The following is a 16777-nucleotide window of genomic DNA, read 5'->3' on the forward strand; positions in this document are numbered from 1 at the left end:
GCTTGCCCCCTCCCGGCTCTAGAGGGCAGCAACGGACAGCGGCTCAATCACTCCTTGAACGCCACCTGCCCATCCCACCCACCGCCCAGCGCCGCGATCAATTGCACACTCGCCACCAACCGCGTCTGCAACAACGTCAGCACGGTCCGCTCATTGCTAAGGGCCGTGGCCTGCACCGTGACGACATCCAGATACGCAATCAACCCGGCCTTGTACTGATTCTGCGTCAACCGCAGCGATTCGCGCGCAGCTTCCAGCGCTTCATTGCTGACGACCGCCTCATCCTCCAGCACCTTCAACTGCACCATGTAGTTTTCAACCTCGCGAAAACCATCCAGCACCGTCTGGCGATACTTGGCGACCGTCTCGTCATACGAGGCCACGCTGCGATCAACCTCCGCCGAACGCTGCCCACCGTCGAACAACGTCATCGCCAACTTCGGCCCCACCGACCAGAAGCGGTTCGGCAGGCTGATCCAGTCGGCGTAGGTGCTGCTGGAATAGCCCCCGGCCAGACTCAAGGTCAAATCCGGATAATAAGCCGCCTTGGCCACACCGATATTTGCGTTCGCAGCGATCACCGAGCGCTCAGCCGAGGCAATGTCCGGACGGCGCTCCAACAGTTGCGACGGCAGGCTCACGGGAATCTGCGGCAAGGCTGGAATATCTTTGCTCACCGCCAGGTTGAAGTTGGCCGGTGCCTCGCCGATCAATACCGCAATGGCGTTTTCCAACTGGGCCCGCTGCCAGATCAAGTCGATCAGGCTGGCCTGGGTGGTCTTGAGCTGAGTTTGCGCCTGAGCGATCGCGTCCTTGCCGGAAACACCGGCGCGGTATTGGTTTTCGGTCATTTGCAGCGAACGCTGATAAGTGTCCAACGTGGCCTGCAACAACCGCGTCTGTTCATCCATGACACGCAGTTGCAAGTAGTCTTGCACCAGCTCCGATTGCTGGCTCAAGCGCATCGCCGCCAGGTCTGCCGAGCTGGCCTCGGCCGTGGCTTCATTGGCTTCCAGGCCGCGGCGCAATTTGCCCCACACATCCGCCTCCCAACTCACGCCCAGTTGCGCGTTGAGGGTGTCGCGGATACCGCTGCTGGAACTGCTCAGGCTGGCGTTACTGCTGCCGGTGCCCTGGCTGGCGCGGGTTTTTCCGGCACTCAGGTCCACCGTTGGAAAGAACGCGCCGCGCGCGCTGCGCACCTGGGCCTGGGCCTGACGGAAACGCGCTTCGGCCTGGGCCACGGTCTGGTTGGCGTTGTTCAGGCGCGTCACCAGGTCATTCAGCTGGCGGTCGCCGTACAGCTCCCACCAGGCGCCCCGCGCCAGCGAATCGCTGGGCGTGGCCTGGCTCCAGCCCTGGGCTTCTTTGAATTGCACCGGCTCGATGACATCCGGACGTTTGTAGTCAGGCCCGATGGCGCAGGCGCTGAGCAACGCGCCGCACAGCAGCAGGCTGGCAACGCGCAAACCACGGGGCATGCTCATGGCCAATTGGGTCAAGGTTGAATCGGTCATAGCGCAGTGTCCAAGGCAGCATCGGTACGCACGCCGCGCCAGGCGTTGAAGCGGTGGCGCGCGCGGTCAAGATAAAGGTAAACCACCGGGGTGGTGTAAAGGGTCAGGATCTGGCTGAACACCAGGCCGCCAATAATCGTCAGGCCCAGCGGCTGGCGCATTTCCGCGCCGTCGCCGGAGCCGAGCAGCAACGGCAAGGCGCCGAGAATGGCGGCCAGCGTGGTCATCAGGATCGGGCGCAGGCGCAACAGGCACGCGCTGCGGATCGATTCCACCGGGCTCATGCCGTCATGGCGCTCCAGCTGCAGGGCCAGGTCGATCATCAGGATCGCGTTCTTCTTCACCACCCCGATCAACAGGAACAAGCCCAGCAGTGAGATCAGGCTGAACTCGCCGCCCAGCAGGTAGATCGAGAGCAACGCGCCGACACCGGCCGACGGCAAGGTCGAGAGGATGGTCAGCGGGTGAATGTAGCTTTCATACAGAATGCCCAGCACCAGATAAACCGCCACCAGCGCGCCGAGGATCATGAACGGCTGGCCCTTCTGGGTCGCTGCAAACGCGTCGGCGGTGCCGGCCATCTTGGCGATCACGTCTTCGGGCAAGCCCACCTTGGCAATCGCGCGCTCGATGGCGGCCGTGCCCTGCTCCACCGTGACGCCGGGCGACATATCAAACGCGATGTTTTCCGAGGCGAACTGGCCTTCATGGCTGACCCGGTCGTCGGCCAGGCTGTTTTCGTAGTGGGCAATGGTCGATAGCGGCACCCGCGCGCCGGTGGAGGTGATCACCTGCATCTGGTTCAGGGTGATCGGGTCCTGGGCGTATTTCGGGTTGACCTCCATCACCACCTGGTACTGGTTGAGGCTGTCGTAGATGGTGGAAATCTGCCGTTGGCTGTAGGCATTGTTCAACACCGCCGTGACCATGCTCATGTCGATGCCCAGGCGCTTGGCCTGGTCGCGGTCGACCACCAGCGTCACCTGCGCCGCGCCACGGCCTTCACGGGCGTCGATGGCGGTCAGCTCCGGCAGCTCGCGCAACGCGGCGACCACTTTCGGGTACCACAGGCGCAACGCGGCCAGGTCACCGCTTTGCAGGATGTAGGAATACTGCGCGCTGGTCTGGTCGCGACTGCCGCCAAACTGCAGGTCCTGGTCGGCCATCAGGAACAAGCGCCCGCCCGGCACCAGCGGTACTTCCTTGCGAATACGCTCGATCACCGCCTGGGCCGAGATCTTGCGCTCGGCGATAGGCTTGAGGCGCACCAGCATCACCGCGTTGTTAGTGCCGTTGTTGCCGCCGATAAAGCCGGCCACGCTGAGCACTGCCGGGTCCTTGAGCACCGCCTTGCGGAAGGTCTCCATCTTCGGCTGCATCACATTGAACGACAGCCCGTCGTCGCCGCGCACAAAGCCGATCAACTGACCGGTGTCCTGTTGCGGCATGAAGGTTTTCGGCACCACCACGTACAGCGCGATGTTCACGCCCACGGTGAGCAACAGGCTCAGCAGGGTCAGGCGTCGGTGGCGCAGTACCCAGTCCAGGCTGGTGGCATACACCGCCACCATGCGCTCGTTGATCCTGTGGCTCCAGCGCTGCAAGCCGCTCATATGCCCTTTGATGTGCGGTTTGAGCCAACGCGCGCAGAGCATCGGGGTCAAGGTCAGCGAGACGATCAGCGAGACGATGATCGCCGCCGACAAGGTGATGGAGAACTCACGGAACAGGTTGGTGACGATACCGCCCATAAACAGGATGGACAGGAACACCGCCACCAGCGACACGTTCATCGACAGCAAGGTAAAGCCGACTTCCTGCGCGCCCAGATACGCCGCCTTCATCGGCGGCACGCCATCGTCGATGTGCCGGGAAATGTTCTCCAGCACCACGATGGCATCGTCCACCACCAGGCCCGTGGCCAGAATCAGCGCCATCAGCGAGAAGTTGTTCAGCGAGAAGCCGAACAGGTACATCACCGCAAAGGTGCCCACCAACGACACCGGCACCGCCAGGGTCGGGATCAACGAAGCACGGAAATTACCCAGGAACAGGTACACCACCAGCACCACCAGGGCCACGGCAATCAGCAAGGTCATCTCGGCTTCATGCAGGGTCGCGGTGATCACCGGGGAACGGTCCATGGCCAGGTTGAGCTTGACGCTGGACGGCAACACCGCCTGCAACGCCGGCAGCTGGGCCTTGATCTGCCGGACCGTCTCGATGATGTTGGCGCCGGACTGGCGGTTGATCACCAGCAGCACCGCCGAGTCATTGTTGAAAAAGCCGCTGTTGTAGCGGTCTTCCACGCCGTCGCTGATTTTTGCCACGTCGCCCAGGCGCAGGGCCGCGCCGTTCTGGTAGCGAATCAGCAGCGGCTCGTAATCCTTGGCCTTTTCCAGTTGGTCGTTGGCCTGGATCTGCCAGTTGCGCTCACTGTCTTCCAGCGAGCCCTTGGGCCGGCGCTGGTTGGCATTGGCGATGGTGTTGCGCACGTCGTCCAGGGCCACGCCGTACTGGTCGAGGGCCTTGGGTTCCAGCTCGATGCGCACCGCCGGCAGCGAGCTGCCGCCAATCTGCACTTCACCCACGCCCGGCACCTGCGACAGGCTTTGCGAAAGAATGGTCGAGGCCAGGTCGTACAACTCGCCCTTTTGCAGCACGTCGGAGGTCAGCGACAGCACCATGATCGGCGCCTGGGACGGGTTGATCTTCTTGTAGGTCGGCATGCTGCGCATGCCGCTGGGCAGCAGGTTGCGCGAGGCGTTGATGGCCGCCTGCACTTCGCGCGCCGCGCCGTTGATATCACGGTCGGAGTCAAAGGCGAGGATTACCCGCGTCGAGCCCTGGCTCGACGAACTGCTCATGGTGGTGATGCCGGCAATCGCGCCGAACGAGCGCTCCAGCGGCGTGGCCACGGTGGACGCCATCACCTCTGGGCTGGCCCCGGGCAAACTGGCGGAGACCACGATCACCGGGAAGTCGATCTGCGGCAGCGGCGACACTGGCAGCAAGTTGAAGCTGACGCCGCCGAGCAACATGATCGCCAGGCTCAGCAGCATGGTCGCTACCGGCCGGCGAATGAACGGTCCGGACAGGTTCATGACTCAACCGGCTCCAGGCTTTGCGGCTCTTTGCGCCAGCGGCGGCCAAGGCGGTCGAAGTACAGGTAGATCACCGGCGTGGTGAACAGGGTCAATACCTGGCTCACCAGCAAGCCGCCGACCATCACCAGGCCCAGGGGCTGGCGCAACTCGGCGCCAGAGCCGGTGGCCAGCATCAACGGCACTGCACCAAACAGGGCGGCCAGGGTGGTCATCAGGATCGGCCGGAAACGCAGCAGCGCCGCCTGGTAGATCGCGGTCTGCGGGTCCAGGCCCTGGTTGCGTTCGGCGTCGAGCGCGAAGTCGATCATCATGATCGCGTTCTTTTTCACGATACCGATCAGCAGGATGATGCCGATGATCGCGATCATCCCCAGGTCATTGCCGCTGAGCAGCAACGCCAGCAAGGCCCCCACCGCTGCCGACGGCAACGTCGAGAGGATGGTGATCGGGTGAATGTAACTCTCGTAGAGCACGCCCAGCACGATGTACATGGTGACCACCGCCGCCAGGATCAGCAGCAAGGTGCTCGACAGCGACGCTTCGAAGGCCTGGGCCGCGCCCTGGAACTGGGTCTGCACACCCACTGGCATGCCAATGTCTTTCTGGGTCTGGTTGATCAGCTCCACGCCTTTGCCCAGCGCGACGCCGGGGGCCAGGTTGAACGACATCATCACCGCCGGGAACTGGCCGATATGCGCGATCGCCAACTGCGCCTGACGCTGCTCCACGTGGGCCAGGCTCGACAGGCGCACCTGGCCGCCGTCGGTGGTTTTCACATGAATCTGGTTCAGCGCCGCCGGGCCGAGGGTTTCACCGGATTGCGCCTGCAACACCACCCGGTACTGGCTGGCCTGGGTATAGATGGTGGAAATCTGCCGCTGGCCGAAGGCGTCGTACAGTGCGTCAGTGATGGTCGATACGCTGACGCCCAGGCGCGAGGCGGCGTCGCGGTCGATCACCAGGAACACCTGCAGGCCTTTGTCCTGCAGGTCGCTGGCCACATCAGTGAGTTCCGGCAACTGGCTGAGGGCGTGTACCAGCTTGTCGCTCCACAGCGCCAGCAAATCGGCATCGGGTGACGACATGCTGAACTGGTACTGGGTGCGGCTGACGCGGTCTTCGATCGTCAGGTCCTGCACCGGCTGCATGAACAGGCGAATGCCCACCAGCTTGTCGATTTCCGGCTGCAGCCGTGTGATCACCTGGGCCGCACTCAAGTCGCGCTGGCCGTGCGCCTTGAGGTTGATCAACAGGCGCCCGCTGTTGAGGGTGGCGTTATCGCCATCCACACCGATATAGGACGACAGGCTTTCCACCGCTGGATCAGCCAGGATCACCTTGGCCAGCTCTTGCTGGCGCTGGCTCATCGCGGCAAACGAAATCGACTGTGGCGCTTCGGAAATACCCTGGATAACCCCGGTGTCCTGCACCGGGAAGAAGCCCTTGGGCACCACCAGGTACAGCACCACCGTCAGGCCCAGGGTGGCGATGGCCACCAGCAAGGTCAGCGGCTGGTGCCTGAGCACCCACTGCAACTTGCGCCCGTAGGCTTCGATCAGCCAGTCGATCCAGGCGCCGCTGGCCTTGTAGAAACGGCTCTGCTCTTCTTCCTTGGGTTCACGCTTGAGCAGCCGTGCGCACATCATCGGCGTCAGGGTCAGCGAGACCACCAGGGATATCAGGATCGCCACCGCCAGGGTGATCGCGAACTCGCGGAACAGCCGCCCCACCACGTCAGCCATGAACAACAGCGGGATCAACACCGCGATCAGCGACAGGGTCAGGGAAATCAGGGTGAAGCCGATCTGCTTGGCGCCCTTGAGCGCAGCATTGAGCGGCGTCTCGCCCTCCTCGATATAGCGCGAGATGTTTTCCAGCATCACGATGGCATCGTCGACCACAAACCCGGTGGCGATGGTCAGGGCCATCAGCGTGAGGTTGTTGACGGAGAAGCCCGCCAGGTACATCACGCCAAAGGTGCCGATCAGCGACAGCGGCACGGCGATGGACGGAATGATCGTGGCGCTGACACGACGCAAAAACAGAAACGTCACCATCACTACCAGCGCAATGGCGATCAGCAATTCATGTTGCACATCGGTGACCGAGGCGCGGATGGTCTGGGTACGGTCGGTGAGCACCGTCACGTCCAGGCCGGCCGGCAGGTTGTCGGTGATGCTCGGCAGCAACGCCTTGATACGGTCGACGACCTCAATCACGTTGGCGCCCGGCTGGCGCTGGATATTCAGCAGCACGGCCTGGTTTTCGTTGGCCCAGGCGGCAAGGCGCTCGTTTTCGGCGCCGTCGACAATTTGTGCCACATCCTTGAGGCGCAGCGGCGCACCATTGTTGTAGGCCAGGATCAATTCGGCGTATTGCTGGGGCGAGACCAACTGGTCGTTGGCGTCCAGCATCGACACCCGCGTCGGGCCGTCGAAGTTGCCTTTGGGCTGGTTGACGTTGGACGCGGCGATCAGCGTGCGCACGTCCGACAGGTTCAAGCCATTGGCGGCCAGGGCCTCGGGGTTGACCTTGATGCGCACGGCCTGGCGTTGGCCGCCGGCGATGCTGACCATGCCGACGCCACTGATCTGGGCAATTTTTTGCGCCATGCGCGTATCCACCAAGTCGTTGAGCTTGGGCAGCAGCATGGTCTTGGAGGTAATCGCCAGGGTCAGCACCGGGGTGTCCGCGGGGTTGACCTTGTTGTACACCGGCGGTGCCGGCAAATCCTTGGGCAGCAGGTTGGTCGCGGCGTTGATCGCGGCCTGCACCTGTTGCTCGGCGACATCCATATTGATGTCGAGGTTGAAACGCAAGGTCAGCACCGACGCACCGCCCGAGCTGGTGGACGCCATTTGGGTCAGGCCGGGCATTTGCCCGAACTGGCGCTCAAGCGGCGCGGTGACCGCGCTGGTCATCACATCGGGGCTGGCGCCGGGGTACAGGGTCATCACCCGGATGGTCGGGTAATCCACCTGAGGCAAGGCCGATACTGGCAGCAAGCGATAGGAAATAATGCCGGCCAGGACAATGGCCAGCATGCTCAGCGTGGTGGCAACCGGGCGAAGGATAAACAGCCGCGACAGGTTCATGAACCGACCTTTTGCGCCTTGCCGGCGTTAGCGCCGGTCTCCCCTTTTGCCGCAGGCTTGCCTTGCAGGTGCTCGGTCGGGGTGGTCGGCACCTCGCTGCTGTCGTTGACCACTTCGATTTCGCTGCCATCCTTCAAGCGGTCGGTGCCTTCCATCACCACGCGGTCGCCGGCCGCCAGGCCTTCCTTGATCACGGTGTTGTCGCCATCGGTATCGCCGACCACCAGTGGCTGGACCTTGACCTTCTTGTCGCCATCGAGTTTGTAGACGAAGGTGCCGTTGTTGCCAAACTGAATCGCGGCAGACGGCGCCAGCACCACGTTGTGCAAGGTGTCGGCGAGCAGGTGCACGTTGACGAACTGGTTGGGAAACAGTGCCTGGTCCTTGTTATCGAAACGGCCCTTGAATTTCAGGGTACCGGTGGTCACGTCGATCTGGTTGTCCAGGCTTTGCAGCACACCCACGGCCTGTTTTTTGGCGTCGCCACGGTCCCAGGCTTCCACCGGCAGCTTGTTGCCGGCGTGGTAACGGGCGAGGACGGTGTCCAGGGTGTTTTCCGGCAGGGTGAAGACCACACTGATCGGCTGCGTCTGGGTGATCACCGCCAGGAAGGTCGTGTCGTTGGCCGCCACCAGGTTGCCCACGTCGACCTGACGCAAGCCCACACGGCCACCGATAGGCGCGCGGATCTTGGTGAATTCGAGGTTGAGCTTGGCGTCGTCCACCGCGCCCTGGTTGGTCTTGACCGTGCCCTGATATTGCAGGACCAGCGCTTCGGCGGTGTCCAGGGTCTGCTTGGCGATACTGTCCTGGGCATACAGGTCGCGGTAACGCTGGACGTCAACCTGGGCGTTTTTCAACTGCGCCTGGTTCTGCAACAGCGTGCCCTGGGCCTGCAGCAAGGCATTCTGGTAGCTGCGCGGGTCGATTTCCGCCAGCAGGTCGCCGGCCTTGACCATCTGCCCTTCTTCAAAGGCAATCTTCACCAGCTCACCGCCCACCCGGCTGCGTACGTTAATGGTATTGAGCGCGGTGACCGTGCCCAAGGCCTTGTAGTACACCGGGAACTCACCCAACACCGCCGGCGCCACGCGCACGGGAATCGGGCCGGTGGAACCGCCGAAGCCCGGGCGCATCATCCCCGACTTGCCGGCATGCCCGGCCGGTTTTTTCTCGCCGGCATCCTTATGGCTGCCAGGCCAGAATTTCCAGCACAGGACGGCGATAACCAGCAGCACGAGCAGGCCGAACAGCCAGCGGCGGGAGTTGCGGGGGGAGGATTGCATGGAGTGATCAACCATTGGGCGCGAGAGCTTCTACTTTGGGAGGCTGAAAGATAAGCACTGAGGCGCATTAAGAAAAGCGCCTTTACCGGCTATTTACCTTGGATTACAACTTTTAACTTCTGGCCTTAGTTTATGGGCTATTTAGCTAAGCCGCTGACTCTAAATGAAAACGGCCTGGACTAGGCCAGGCCGCAATCATCTATCAAGCGTGTTACTGCGAAAAGACAGTAATGCGCTGAAACAGTTACTTCAAAACAGCCAGGGCGGCTTCGTAGTTCGGCTCTTGGCCGATTTCGCTGACCAACTCGCTGTGCAGCACGTTGTTGTTTTCGTCCAGTACCACAACGGCACGGGCGGTCAGGCCGCGCAGCGCGCCTTCGACAATCGACACACCGTAGTCAACGGCGAAGCCCGGGTCGCGGAAATCCGACAGGTTCTTCACATTTTCCAGGCCTTCAGTGCCGCAGAAACGGGCCTGGGCAAACGGCAGGTCGCTGGAAATGCACAGCACCACGGCGTTGTTCAGGTCGTTGGCCTGGGCGTTGAACTTGCGTACCGAAGTGGCGCAGGTTGGGGTGTCAACACTTGGGAAGATGTTCAGTACTTTGCGCTTGCCGGCGAAGGTGGCCAGGGTTGCGTCCGACAGGTCGCCGGCAGTCAGGATGAAATCGGGGGCCTGGGTACCGGCTTGCGGCAGCTCGCCTTCAACCTTGATTGGGTTACCACGATGGGTGACTTGAGCCATGAAGAGAATCCTTATGCTGGGTTTATTGAAACGAATTCGAGACGCGGAAGTTAACCACAAACGGGCGAAGCTACCTATGGCCGGGCGTAAATTGTCACGCGGGCGCCCGATTAACAACGGCTATGGTTTAATTGTGCGCTTTTCGCCCGCCCTTCAAGGAATTCGTTGTTGATGAATCAGCCCGCCACCAAAGTCCTGGTCATTGGTTATGTCTGGCCGGAACCACGCTCCTCGGCCGCCGGCGGGCACATGATGCAGATATTGCAGAGCTTCCTGGACCAGGGCTGGGACATCACGTTCAGCAGCCCGGCAACCGTGGGCGAACACAAGGCCGACTTGCCGGCGTTGGGCATCACCGAATGCGCCATCGAACTCAATAACAGCAGTTTCGATGATTTTATTCGCGAATTGGCCCCGGATATTGTGGTGTTCGACCGTTTCATGATGGAAGAGCAATTCGGCTGGCGCGTGGAGAAATGCTGCCCCGACGCCCTGCGCGTGCTGGAAACGTCCGACTTGCAAAGCTTGCGGGACGCCCGCCACCAGCGTTTCAAGGACCACCTCAAGGCCCACCCCGAGAGCGATGACTTCAGCGCGCTGTTCAATCCTGCATTAAAGGAAGAATTCCGGCGGATGGCCGACACCGACCTGGCCAAGCGCGAGATTGCAGCGATTTACCGCTGTGATATCAGCCTGGTGATCTCCGACGTGGAAATCCGCCTGCTCACCGAACAGTTCAAGGTGCCCGCCGCCCTGCTCCACGGGTGCCCGTTGATGCTGGAACCGCCGACCGAACCCTTCGCACCGTTCGAGGACCGCGCGCACTTCCTGAGCATTGGCAACTTCCGCCATGCGCCCAACTGGGATGCGGTGTTGTGGATGAAGAGCAGCCTGTGGCCGCTGATCCGTCAGCAATTGCCAGGAGCACAGTTACATATCTACGGTTCCTACACCCCGCCCAAGGCCACGGCATTGCACAACCCGGCGCAGGGCTTTCATGTGATGAACTGGGCCGAAGACGCCCTGCAAGTCATGGGCGCCGCGCGTATCTGCCTGGCACCGCTGCGCTTCGGCGCCGGGATCAAGGGCAAGCTGATGGACGCAATGCTCTGCGGCACGCCGAATGTCACCACGCCCATCGGCGCCGAAGGCATGGGTGATGAGCAACCGTGGCCGGGTGCGATCGAACACAGCGCACCGGCCCTGGCAGCGGCCGCCGTGGCGCTGTACCAGGACCGCGAACGGTGGACCCAGGCCCAGGAGGATGGCCGCCGCCTGCTTGCCCGCCGCTACGACCAGGCCTTTCACGGCCCGGCGCTGGTGCAATGCCTGGAGCAGTGCCGCCTCCAGCTCGCGGCCCATCGCCGGGACAACTTCACCGGCAGCATGCTGCGCCACCATGCGCATAAAAGTACGCAGTACATGTCCCAGTGGATCGAGGCCAAAAACCGCAGCGTGTAAACACCGAGGCTGGCGAGGTCGCGCGCAAGGGGGCATTATCCTTGGCAGCAACCACAATAAAGCGACGGCAGCATGACCCGAGCAACGCGAATCACCGACCCTTCCTACGAGCTGATGGACGATCACAACGGTCTGTCCATCATCTATCGCCAACACGGCTTCCCCTGCCCGCTGGTGCGCTGGCATTTCCACAAGGAATACGAGCTGCACTTGATTGTCGCCAGCTCCGGCAAGGTGTTTATCGGCGACTACATCGGCAATTTTTATCCGGAAAGCCTGTTCCTCACCGGCCCCAACCTGCCCCACAACTGGATCAGCCAGGTGGAGGAAGACGAGGTCGTGCCCAAGCGCGACATGCTGGTCAACTTCACCGACGAGCTGTTTGAGGGCGGCAGTCAGATCTTTACCGAGCTCAAGAGCCTGGCGCCGTTGCTGGAACGTGCGCAGTACGGCATCGAGTTCCGCTGCAAAAAAACCATCGCCCAGGCCATGACGTTGATGCAACGCATCGAAGACGCCCAGGGCATGGCGCGCCTGGGGCATTTCTTTATCCTGTTGGAAGTGCTGAGCGCGTGTGAGCACTACCAATTGTTGTCTGGCGTGACCACCCCGCAACTGGCGGACGAGCACAGCATCGACCGCACCAACCGCGCGGTGGACTACATTTTCGCCCACTACGCCCGCGAATTATCGCTGGAGGAAGTCGCGGAATACCTGGGGATGAAGCCGACGTATTTTTCCCGCGTATTCAAACAGGCCACGGGGCGCACCTTTATCGAGTTCGTCAACCGGTTGCGCATCAGCAAGTCCTGCGAGTTGCTGGCAGACGGCGATAAAGCCGTGACCGACGTGTGCTTCGAGTCGGGTTTCAACAACATCTCCAACTTCAACCGGCGCTTTCAGCAGCTCAAGGGCATGACGCCCTCCCACTACCGGCGCCTGGCGGTGCAGCGGCTGACGGAACAGAACCTGGCTTAACTGGTTCAGCAAGCGAAGTGATGAGTGCAAAAAAGTATCAGTCCAAGTGCGCCCAAGGATTTGTCATAACCCCATTTGAAGGCTGTAATCAACGCACACTCTTCCTGACTGTTCGTGGGAAGACACAACAACAATAACTGTCCTTCTGTAGCCCCTGGGCGCAGAAATGGAGTGCGCGATGAAGTTCACAGCAAAAACGCTGCTTGCCTGTTCTTGCATGACCGTATGCATGACCCTCAGCGCCGTCAGTTTTGGCGCGCAAACCCTGACCATTGCCACCGTCAACAACAGCGACATGATCCGCATGCAAAAACTCTCGAAGACCTTCGAGACAGAGCATCCGGACATCAAGTTGAACTGGGTGGTGCTCGAAGAAAACGTGCTGCGCCAACGCCTGACCACCGACATCGCCACCCAGGGCGGACAGTTCGACGTGCTGACCATCGGCATGTACGAAGCCGCACTCTGGGGCGCCAAGGGCTGGCTGGAGCCGATGAAGGATCTGCCGGCGTCCTACGACCTCGACGATGTTTTCCCTTCAGTGCGTGACGGTTTGTCCGTCAAGGGCTCGCTGTACGCCCTGCCGTTCTACGCCGAAAGCTCGATCACCTACTACCGCACCGACCTGTTCAAGGACGCCGGGCTGACTATGCCCGAGCACCCGACCTGGACCCAGATCGGCGAATTCGCGGCAAAACTCACCGACAAGACCAAAGAGCAGTACGGCCTGTGCCTGCGCGGCAAAGCGGGTTGGGGTGAGAACATGGCGCTGATCACGACCCTGGCCAACGGCTACGGCGCGCGCTGGTTCGATGAGAAGTGGCAACCCGAATTCAACGGCCCCGAGTGGAAGGACGCGCTGAACTTCTACGTCGACAACATGAAGAAATCCGGCCCGCCGGGTGCTTCCAGCAACGGTTTCAACGAAAACCTGGCGCTGTTCAACAGCGGCAAATGCGCGATCTGGGTCGATGCCAGCGTGGCCGGCTCGTTTGTCACCGACAAGACTCAGAGCAAGGTCTCCGACCACGTGGGCTTCACCTTCGCCCCGCACGAGACGACCGACAAGGGCACGTCGTGGCTGTACTCCTGGAGCCTGGCGATTCCCACCAGCTCCAAAGCCAAGGATGCCGCCAAGGTCTTCACCAGTTGGGCAACGTCCAAGGAATACAGCCAGCTCGTGGCCAAGACCGACGGCATTGCCAACGTACCGCCAGGCACGCGCAAGTCGACCTACAGCGACGAATACATGAAGGCCGCGCCGTTCGCCAAGGTAACGCTGGAATCGCTGAAAGTCGCCGACCCGACCAAACCGACCCTCAAGCCGGTGCCGTATATCGGTATCCAGTTGGTGACCATTCCTGAGTTCCAGGCCATTGGTACCCAGGTCGGCAAGTTCTTCTCGGGCGCGCTGACCGGTCAGCAAACGGTGGATCAAGCCCTGACCGCCGCGCAGACCACCACCGAGCGTGAAATGAAGCGGGCGGGTTATCCCAAGTAAAGCAGGCGTCCCCCTGTAAATGTGGGACCTGCTTTATGTGGGAGCTGGCTTGCCTGCGATACAGACACCTCGGTCTTTCTGTTTAAACCGAGTTGATGCCATCGCAGGCAAGCCAGCTCCCACACTGACCGCGCTTCGACTCTCGCTCCGCACGTACTTGACTGGTTCTGATCCTATGAATACCACCACTGCCAAAGTGCAAACCGCCGCGCCTGAAAAGCCGCGCAAAAGCCGCCTGGCCAACCCCGGCTGGTTCCTCGTCAGCCCCTCGGTGGCCTTGCTGCTGCTGTGGATGATCGTGCCGCTGGGCATGACCCTGTACTTTTCGCTGATCCGCTACAACCTGCTCTACCCCGGCGAAAACCAATTCGTGGGCCTGGAAAACTTCACGTACTTCATCACCGACTCGGGCTTCCTGCCCGGCGCCACCAATACCTTGCTGCTGGTGGGCAGCGTGCTGTTGATCAGCGTGGTGTTCGGCGTGTTGATCAGCGCCCTGCTTGAGGCCAGTGAGTTTTTCGGCCGCGGCGTGGTGCGGGTGATGTTGATTTCGCCGTTTTTCATCATGCCCACCGTCGGTGCGCTGATCTGGAAGAACCTGATTTTTCACCCGGTGTCGGGGATTCTCGCCGCCGTGTGGAAGCTGTTCGGCGCCGAGCCCGTGGACTGGCTGGCGCACTACCCGTTGCTGTCGATCATCATCATTGTGTCGTGGCAATGGCTGCCCTTCGCCATCCTGCTGCTGATGACCGCCATGCAGTCCCTGGACCAGGAACAAAAGGAAGCCGCACGCCTGGACGGTGCCGGCGCCATCGCGATCTTCTGGCACCTGACCCTGCCCCACCTGGCGCGCCCGATTGCCGTGGTGGTGATGATCGAAACGATCTTTTTGCTCTCGGTGTTTGCCGAAATCTTCACCACCACCAACGGTGGTCCGGGTTACGCCTCGACCAACCTCGCCTACCTGATCTACAACCAGGCGCTGGTGCAGTTCGACGTGGGCATGGCCTCGGCCGGCGGCTTGATTGCCGTGGTCATCGCCAACATCGCGGCGATCATCCTGGTGCGGATGATCGGCAAAAACCTGACTGACAAGCCTTGAGGGCCGCGCCATGACGCTTCAACAATCCCGCCGCCTGCAAAGCCTGTTGCTCGGCACCCTGGCCTGGGCCATCGCGATCCTGATTTTCTTCCCGATCTTCTGGATGGTGCTGACCAGCTTCAAGACCGAAATCGACGCGTTCGCCACCCCGCCGCAGTTCATCTTCACGCCGACGCTGGAGAACTACCTGCACATCAACGAGCGCAGCAACTACTTCGCCTACGCCTGGAACTCCGTGGTGATCTCGTTCAGCGCCACGGCCTTGTGCCTGCTGATTTCGGTACCGGCCGCCTACTCCATGGCGTTCTACGAAACCCAGCGCACCAAGGGCACGCTGCTGTGGATGCTGTCCACCAAGATGCTGCCGCCGGTGGGCGTGCTGATGCCGATCTACCTGCTGGCCAAGAGCTTTGGCCTGCTGGATACGCGCATTGCGCTGATCATCATCTACACCCTGATCAACCTGCCGATTGTGGTATGGATGGTTTACACCTACTTCAAAGACATTCCCAAGGACATCCTCGAAGCCGCCCGCCTGGATGGCGCCACGCTGTGGCAGGAAATGGTCCGCGTGCTGCTGCCGATTGCCAAGGGTGGCCTGGCTTCCACGGTATTGCTGTCGCTGATCCTGTGCTGGAACGAGGCGTTCTGGTCGTTAAACCTGACCTCCTCGAATGCCGCGCCGTTGACCGCGCTGATCGCCTCCTACTCCAGCCCCGAAGGCTTGTTCTGGGCCAAATTGTCGGCCGTGTCGACCCTGGCCTGCGCGCCGATCCTGATTTTCGGCTGGATCAGCCAGAAACAGCTGGTGCGCGGTTTGTCCTTCGGCGCCGTGAAATAACGGTCTTTCAATAAAAAATTCAAAGCGGAGGCCCATCCCATGGCCAACCTGAAAATCAAGAACCTGCAAAAAGGCTTCGAAGGCTTTTCCATCATCAAGGGCATCGACCTGGAAGTGAACGACAAGGAATTCGTGGTCTTCGTCGGCCCCTCGGGCTGCGGTAAATCCACCCTGCTGCGTCTGATCGCGGGCCTTGAAGAAGTCACCGAAGGCACCATCGAGCTCGATGGTCGCGACATCACCGAAGTCACCCCGGCCAAGCGCGACCTGGCAATGGTGTTCCAGACCTACGCGCTGTACCCGCACATGAGCGTGCGCAAGAACATGTCGTTTGCCCTGGACCTGGCCGGCGTCGACAAGAAGCTGGTGGAAAGCAAGGTCAGCGAAGCGGCGCGCATTCTCGAACTCGGTCCGCTGCTGGAGCGCAAGCCCAAACAGTTGTCCGGCGGCCAGCGTCAACGTGTGGCCATCGGCCGCGCGATTGTGCGTAACCCGAAGATCTTCCTGTTCGATGAACCGCTGTCCAACCTCGACGCCGCCCTGCGCGTGCAAATGCGCCTGGAGCTGGCGCGCCTGCATAAAGAGCTGCAGGCGACCATGATTTACGTGACCCACGACCAGGTCGAAGCCATGACCCTGGCCGACAAAGTGGTGGTGCTCAACAGCGGCCGCATTGAACAAGTCGGCTCGCCGCTGGAGCTGTACCACCAGCCGGCCAACCTGTTTGTGGCAGGCTTTCTGGGCACGCCGAAAATGGGCTTTCTCAAGGGCAAAGTCACCCGTGTCGAAGGCCAGGGCTGCGACGTGCAACTGGACGCCGGCACCAGCATCAGCCTGCCATTGAGCGGCGCCACCCTGAGCGTCGGCAGCGCGGTGACCTTGGGCATTAGGCCGGAGCACCTGGAAATCGCCTCGCCCGGCCAAACCACGCTGACCGTCACCGCCGACGTTGGCGAACGCCTGGGCAGCGACACCTTCTGCCACGTGATCACTGCCAACGGCGAGCCGCTGACCATGCGCATTCGTGGCGACATGGCCAGCCAGTACGGCGAGACCCTGCACCTGCACCTGGACCCGGCGCACTGCCATCTGTTCGACACCGACGGCGTGGCCGTGACCCGTCCACTGCGCGCTGCCGCCTGAT

General features: G+C 61.6%; 11 protein-coding genes. 6 read left to right on the plus strand and 5 right to left on the minus strand.

What is annotated here, in order from left to right; all coding sequences use genetic code 11:
- Window positions 1–47: 47 nt before the first annotated feature.
- The 5 genes from L8K08_RS12265 to tpx form a co-directional block, all read right to left on the minus strand.
- Window positions 48–1517: an efflux transporter outer membrane subunit gene (locus L8K08_RS12265; protein ID WP_277933615.1), complete on the minus strand. Its 1470-nt coding sequence runs from the start codon at window positions 1515–1517 to the stop codon at window positions 48–50.
- Window positions 1514–4621 carry an efflux RND transporter permease subunit gene (locus L8K08_RS12270; RefSeq protein ID WP_145165654.1) on the minus strand — a complete coding sequence of 1036 codons (3108 nt, stop codon included), beginning with the start codon at window positions 4619–4621 and terminating at the stop codon, window positions 1514–1516. Before L8K08_RS12270 ends, L8K08_RS12265 begins: the two co-directional genes overlap by 4 nt.
- Window positions 4618–7719, minus strand: a complete 3102-nt coding sequence (locus tag L8K08_RS12275) for an MdtB/MuxB family multidrug efflux RND transporter permease subunit (protein WP_242197152.1) — start codon at window positions 7717–7719, stop codon at window positions 4618–4620. Before L8K08_RS12275 ends, L8K08_RS12270 begins: the two co-directional genes overlap by 4 nt.
- Complete coding sequence (locus L8K08_RS12280; protein WP_145165656.1) at window positions 7716–9020, minus strand: MdtA/MuxA family multidrug efflux RND transporter periplasmic adaptor subunit; 1305 nt, start codon at window positions 9018–9020, stop codon at window positions 7716–7718. Before L8K08_RS12280 ends, L8K08_RS12275 begins: the two co-directional genes overlap by 4 nt.
- Before the next feature lie 229 nt (window positions 9021–9249).
- On the minus strand, window positions 9250–9750 hold the full coding sequence (gene tpx / locus L8K08_RS12285) for a thiol peroxidase (protein WP_242197156.1): 501 nt from the start codon (window positions 9748–9750) through the stop codon (window positions 9250–9252).
- Window positions 9751–9921: 171 nt separating this feature from the next.
- Between tpx and L8K08_RS12290 the strand changes: the two genes are divergently transcribed.
- From L8K08_RS12290 to ugpC, 6 genes are all read left to right on the plus strand, one after another.
- Window positions 9922–11211 carry a glycosyltransferase gene (locus L8K08_RS12290; RefSeq protein ID WP_242197159.1) on the plus strand — a complete coding sequence of 430 codons (1290 nt, stop codon included), beginning with the start codon at window positions 9922–9924 and terminating at the stop codon, window positions 11209–11211.
- Window positions 11212–11283: 72 nt separating this feature from the next.
- The gene (locus L8K08_RS12295) at window positions 11284–12189 is read left to right on the plus strand and encodes an AraC family transcriptional regulator (protein WP_106577883.1); all 906 of its coding nucleotides are present in this window, start codon (window positions 11284–11286) and stop codon (window positions 12187–12189) included.
- 178 nt (window positions 12190–12367) lie between these two features.
- Window positions 12368–13690 (plus strand): sugar ABC transporter substrate-binding protein, encoded by a 1323-nt coding sequence (locus tag L8K08_RS12300; protein ID WP_106577882.1) that lies wholly within the window; start codon window positions 12368–12370, stop codon window positions 13688–13690.
- Window positions 13691–13865: 175 nt separating this feature from the next.
- Entirely contained in the window at window positions 13866–14792 is a 927-nt protein-coding gene (locus L8K08_RS12305) for a sugar ABC transporter permease (protein ID WP_106577881.1), read from the plus strand.
- A 10-nt stretch (window positions 14793–14802) separates the two neighbouring features.
- Window positions 14803–15633: a carbohydrate ABC transporter permease gene (locus tag L8K08_RS12310; RefSeq protein ID WP_016968929.1), complete on the plus strand. Its 831-nt coding sequence runs from the start codon at window positions 14803–14805 to the stop codon at window positions 15631–15633.
- Window positions 15634–15672: 39 nt separating this feature from the next.
- Window positions 15673–16776 (plus strand): sn-glycerol-3-phosphate ABC transporter ATP-binding protein UgpC, encoded by a 1104-nt coding sequence (gene ugpC / locus L8K08_RS12315; RefSeq protein ID WP_242197162.1) that lies wholly within the window; start codon window positions 15673–15675, stop codon window positions 16774–16776.
- The last annotated feature ends 1 nt before the right edge of the window (window position 16777 follow it).

The sequence above is a fragment of the Pseudomonas sp. TREG-RG-20F-10-E-6-01 genome, assembly GCF_022662455.1.
Lineage (GTDB): Bacteria > Pseudomonadota > Gammaproteobacteria > Pseudomonadales > Pseudomonadaceae > Aquipseudomonas.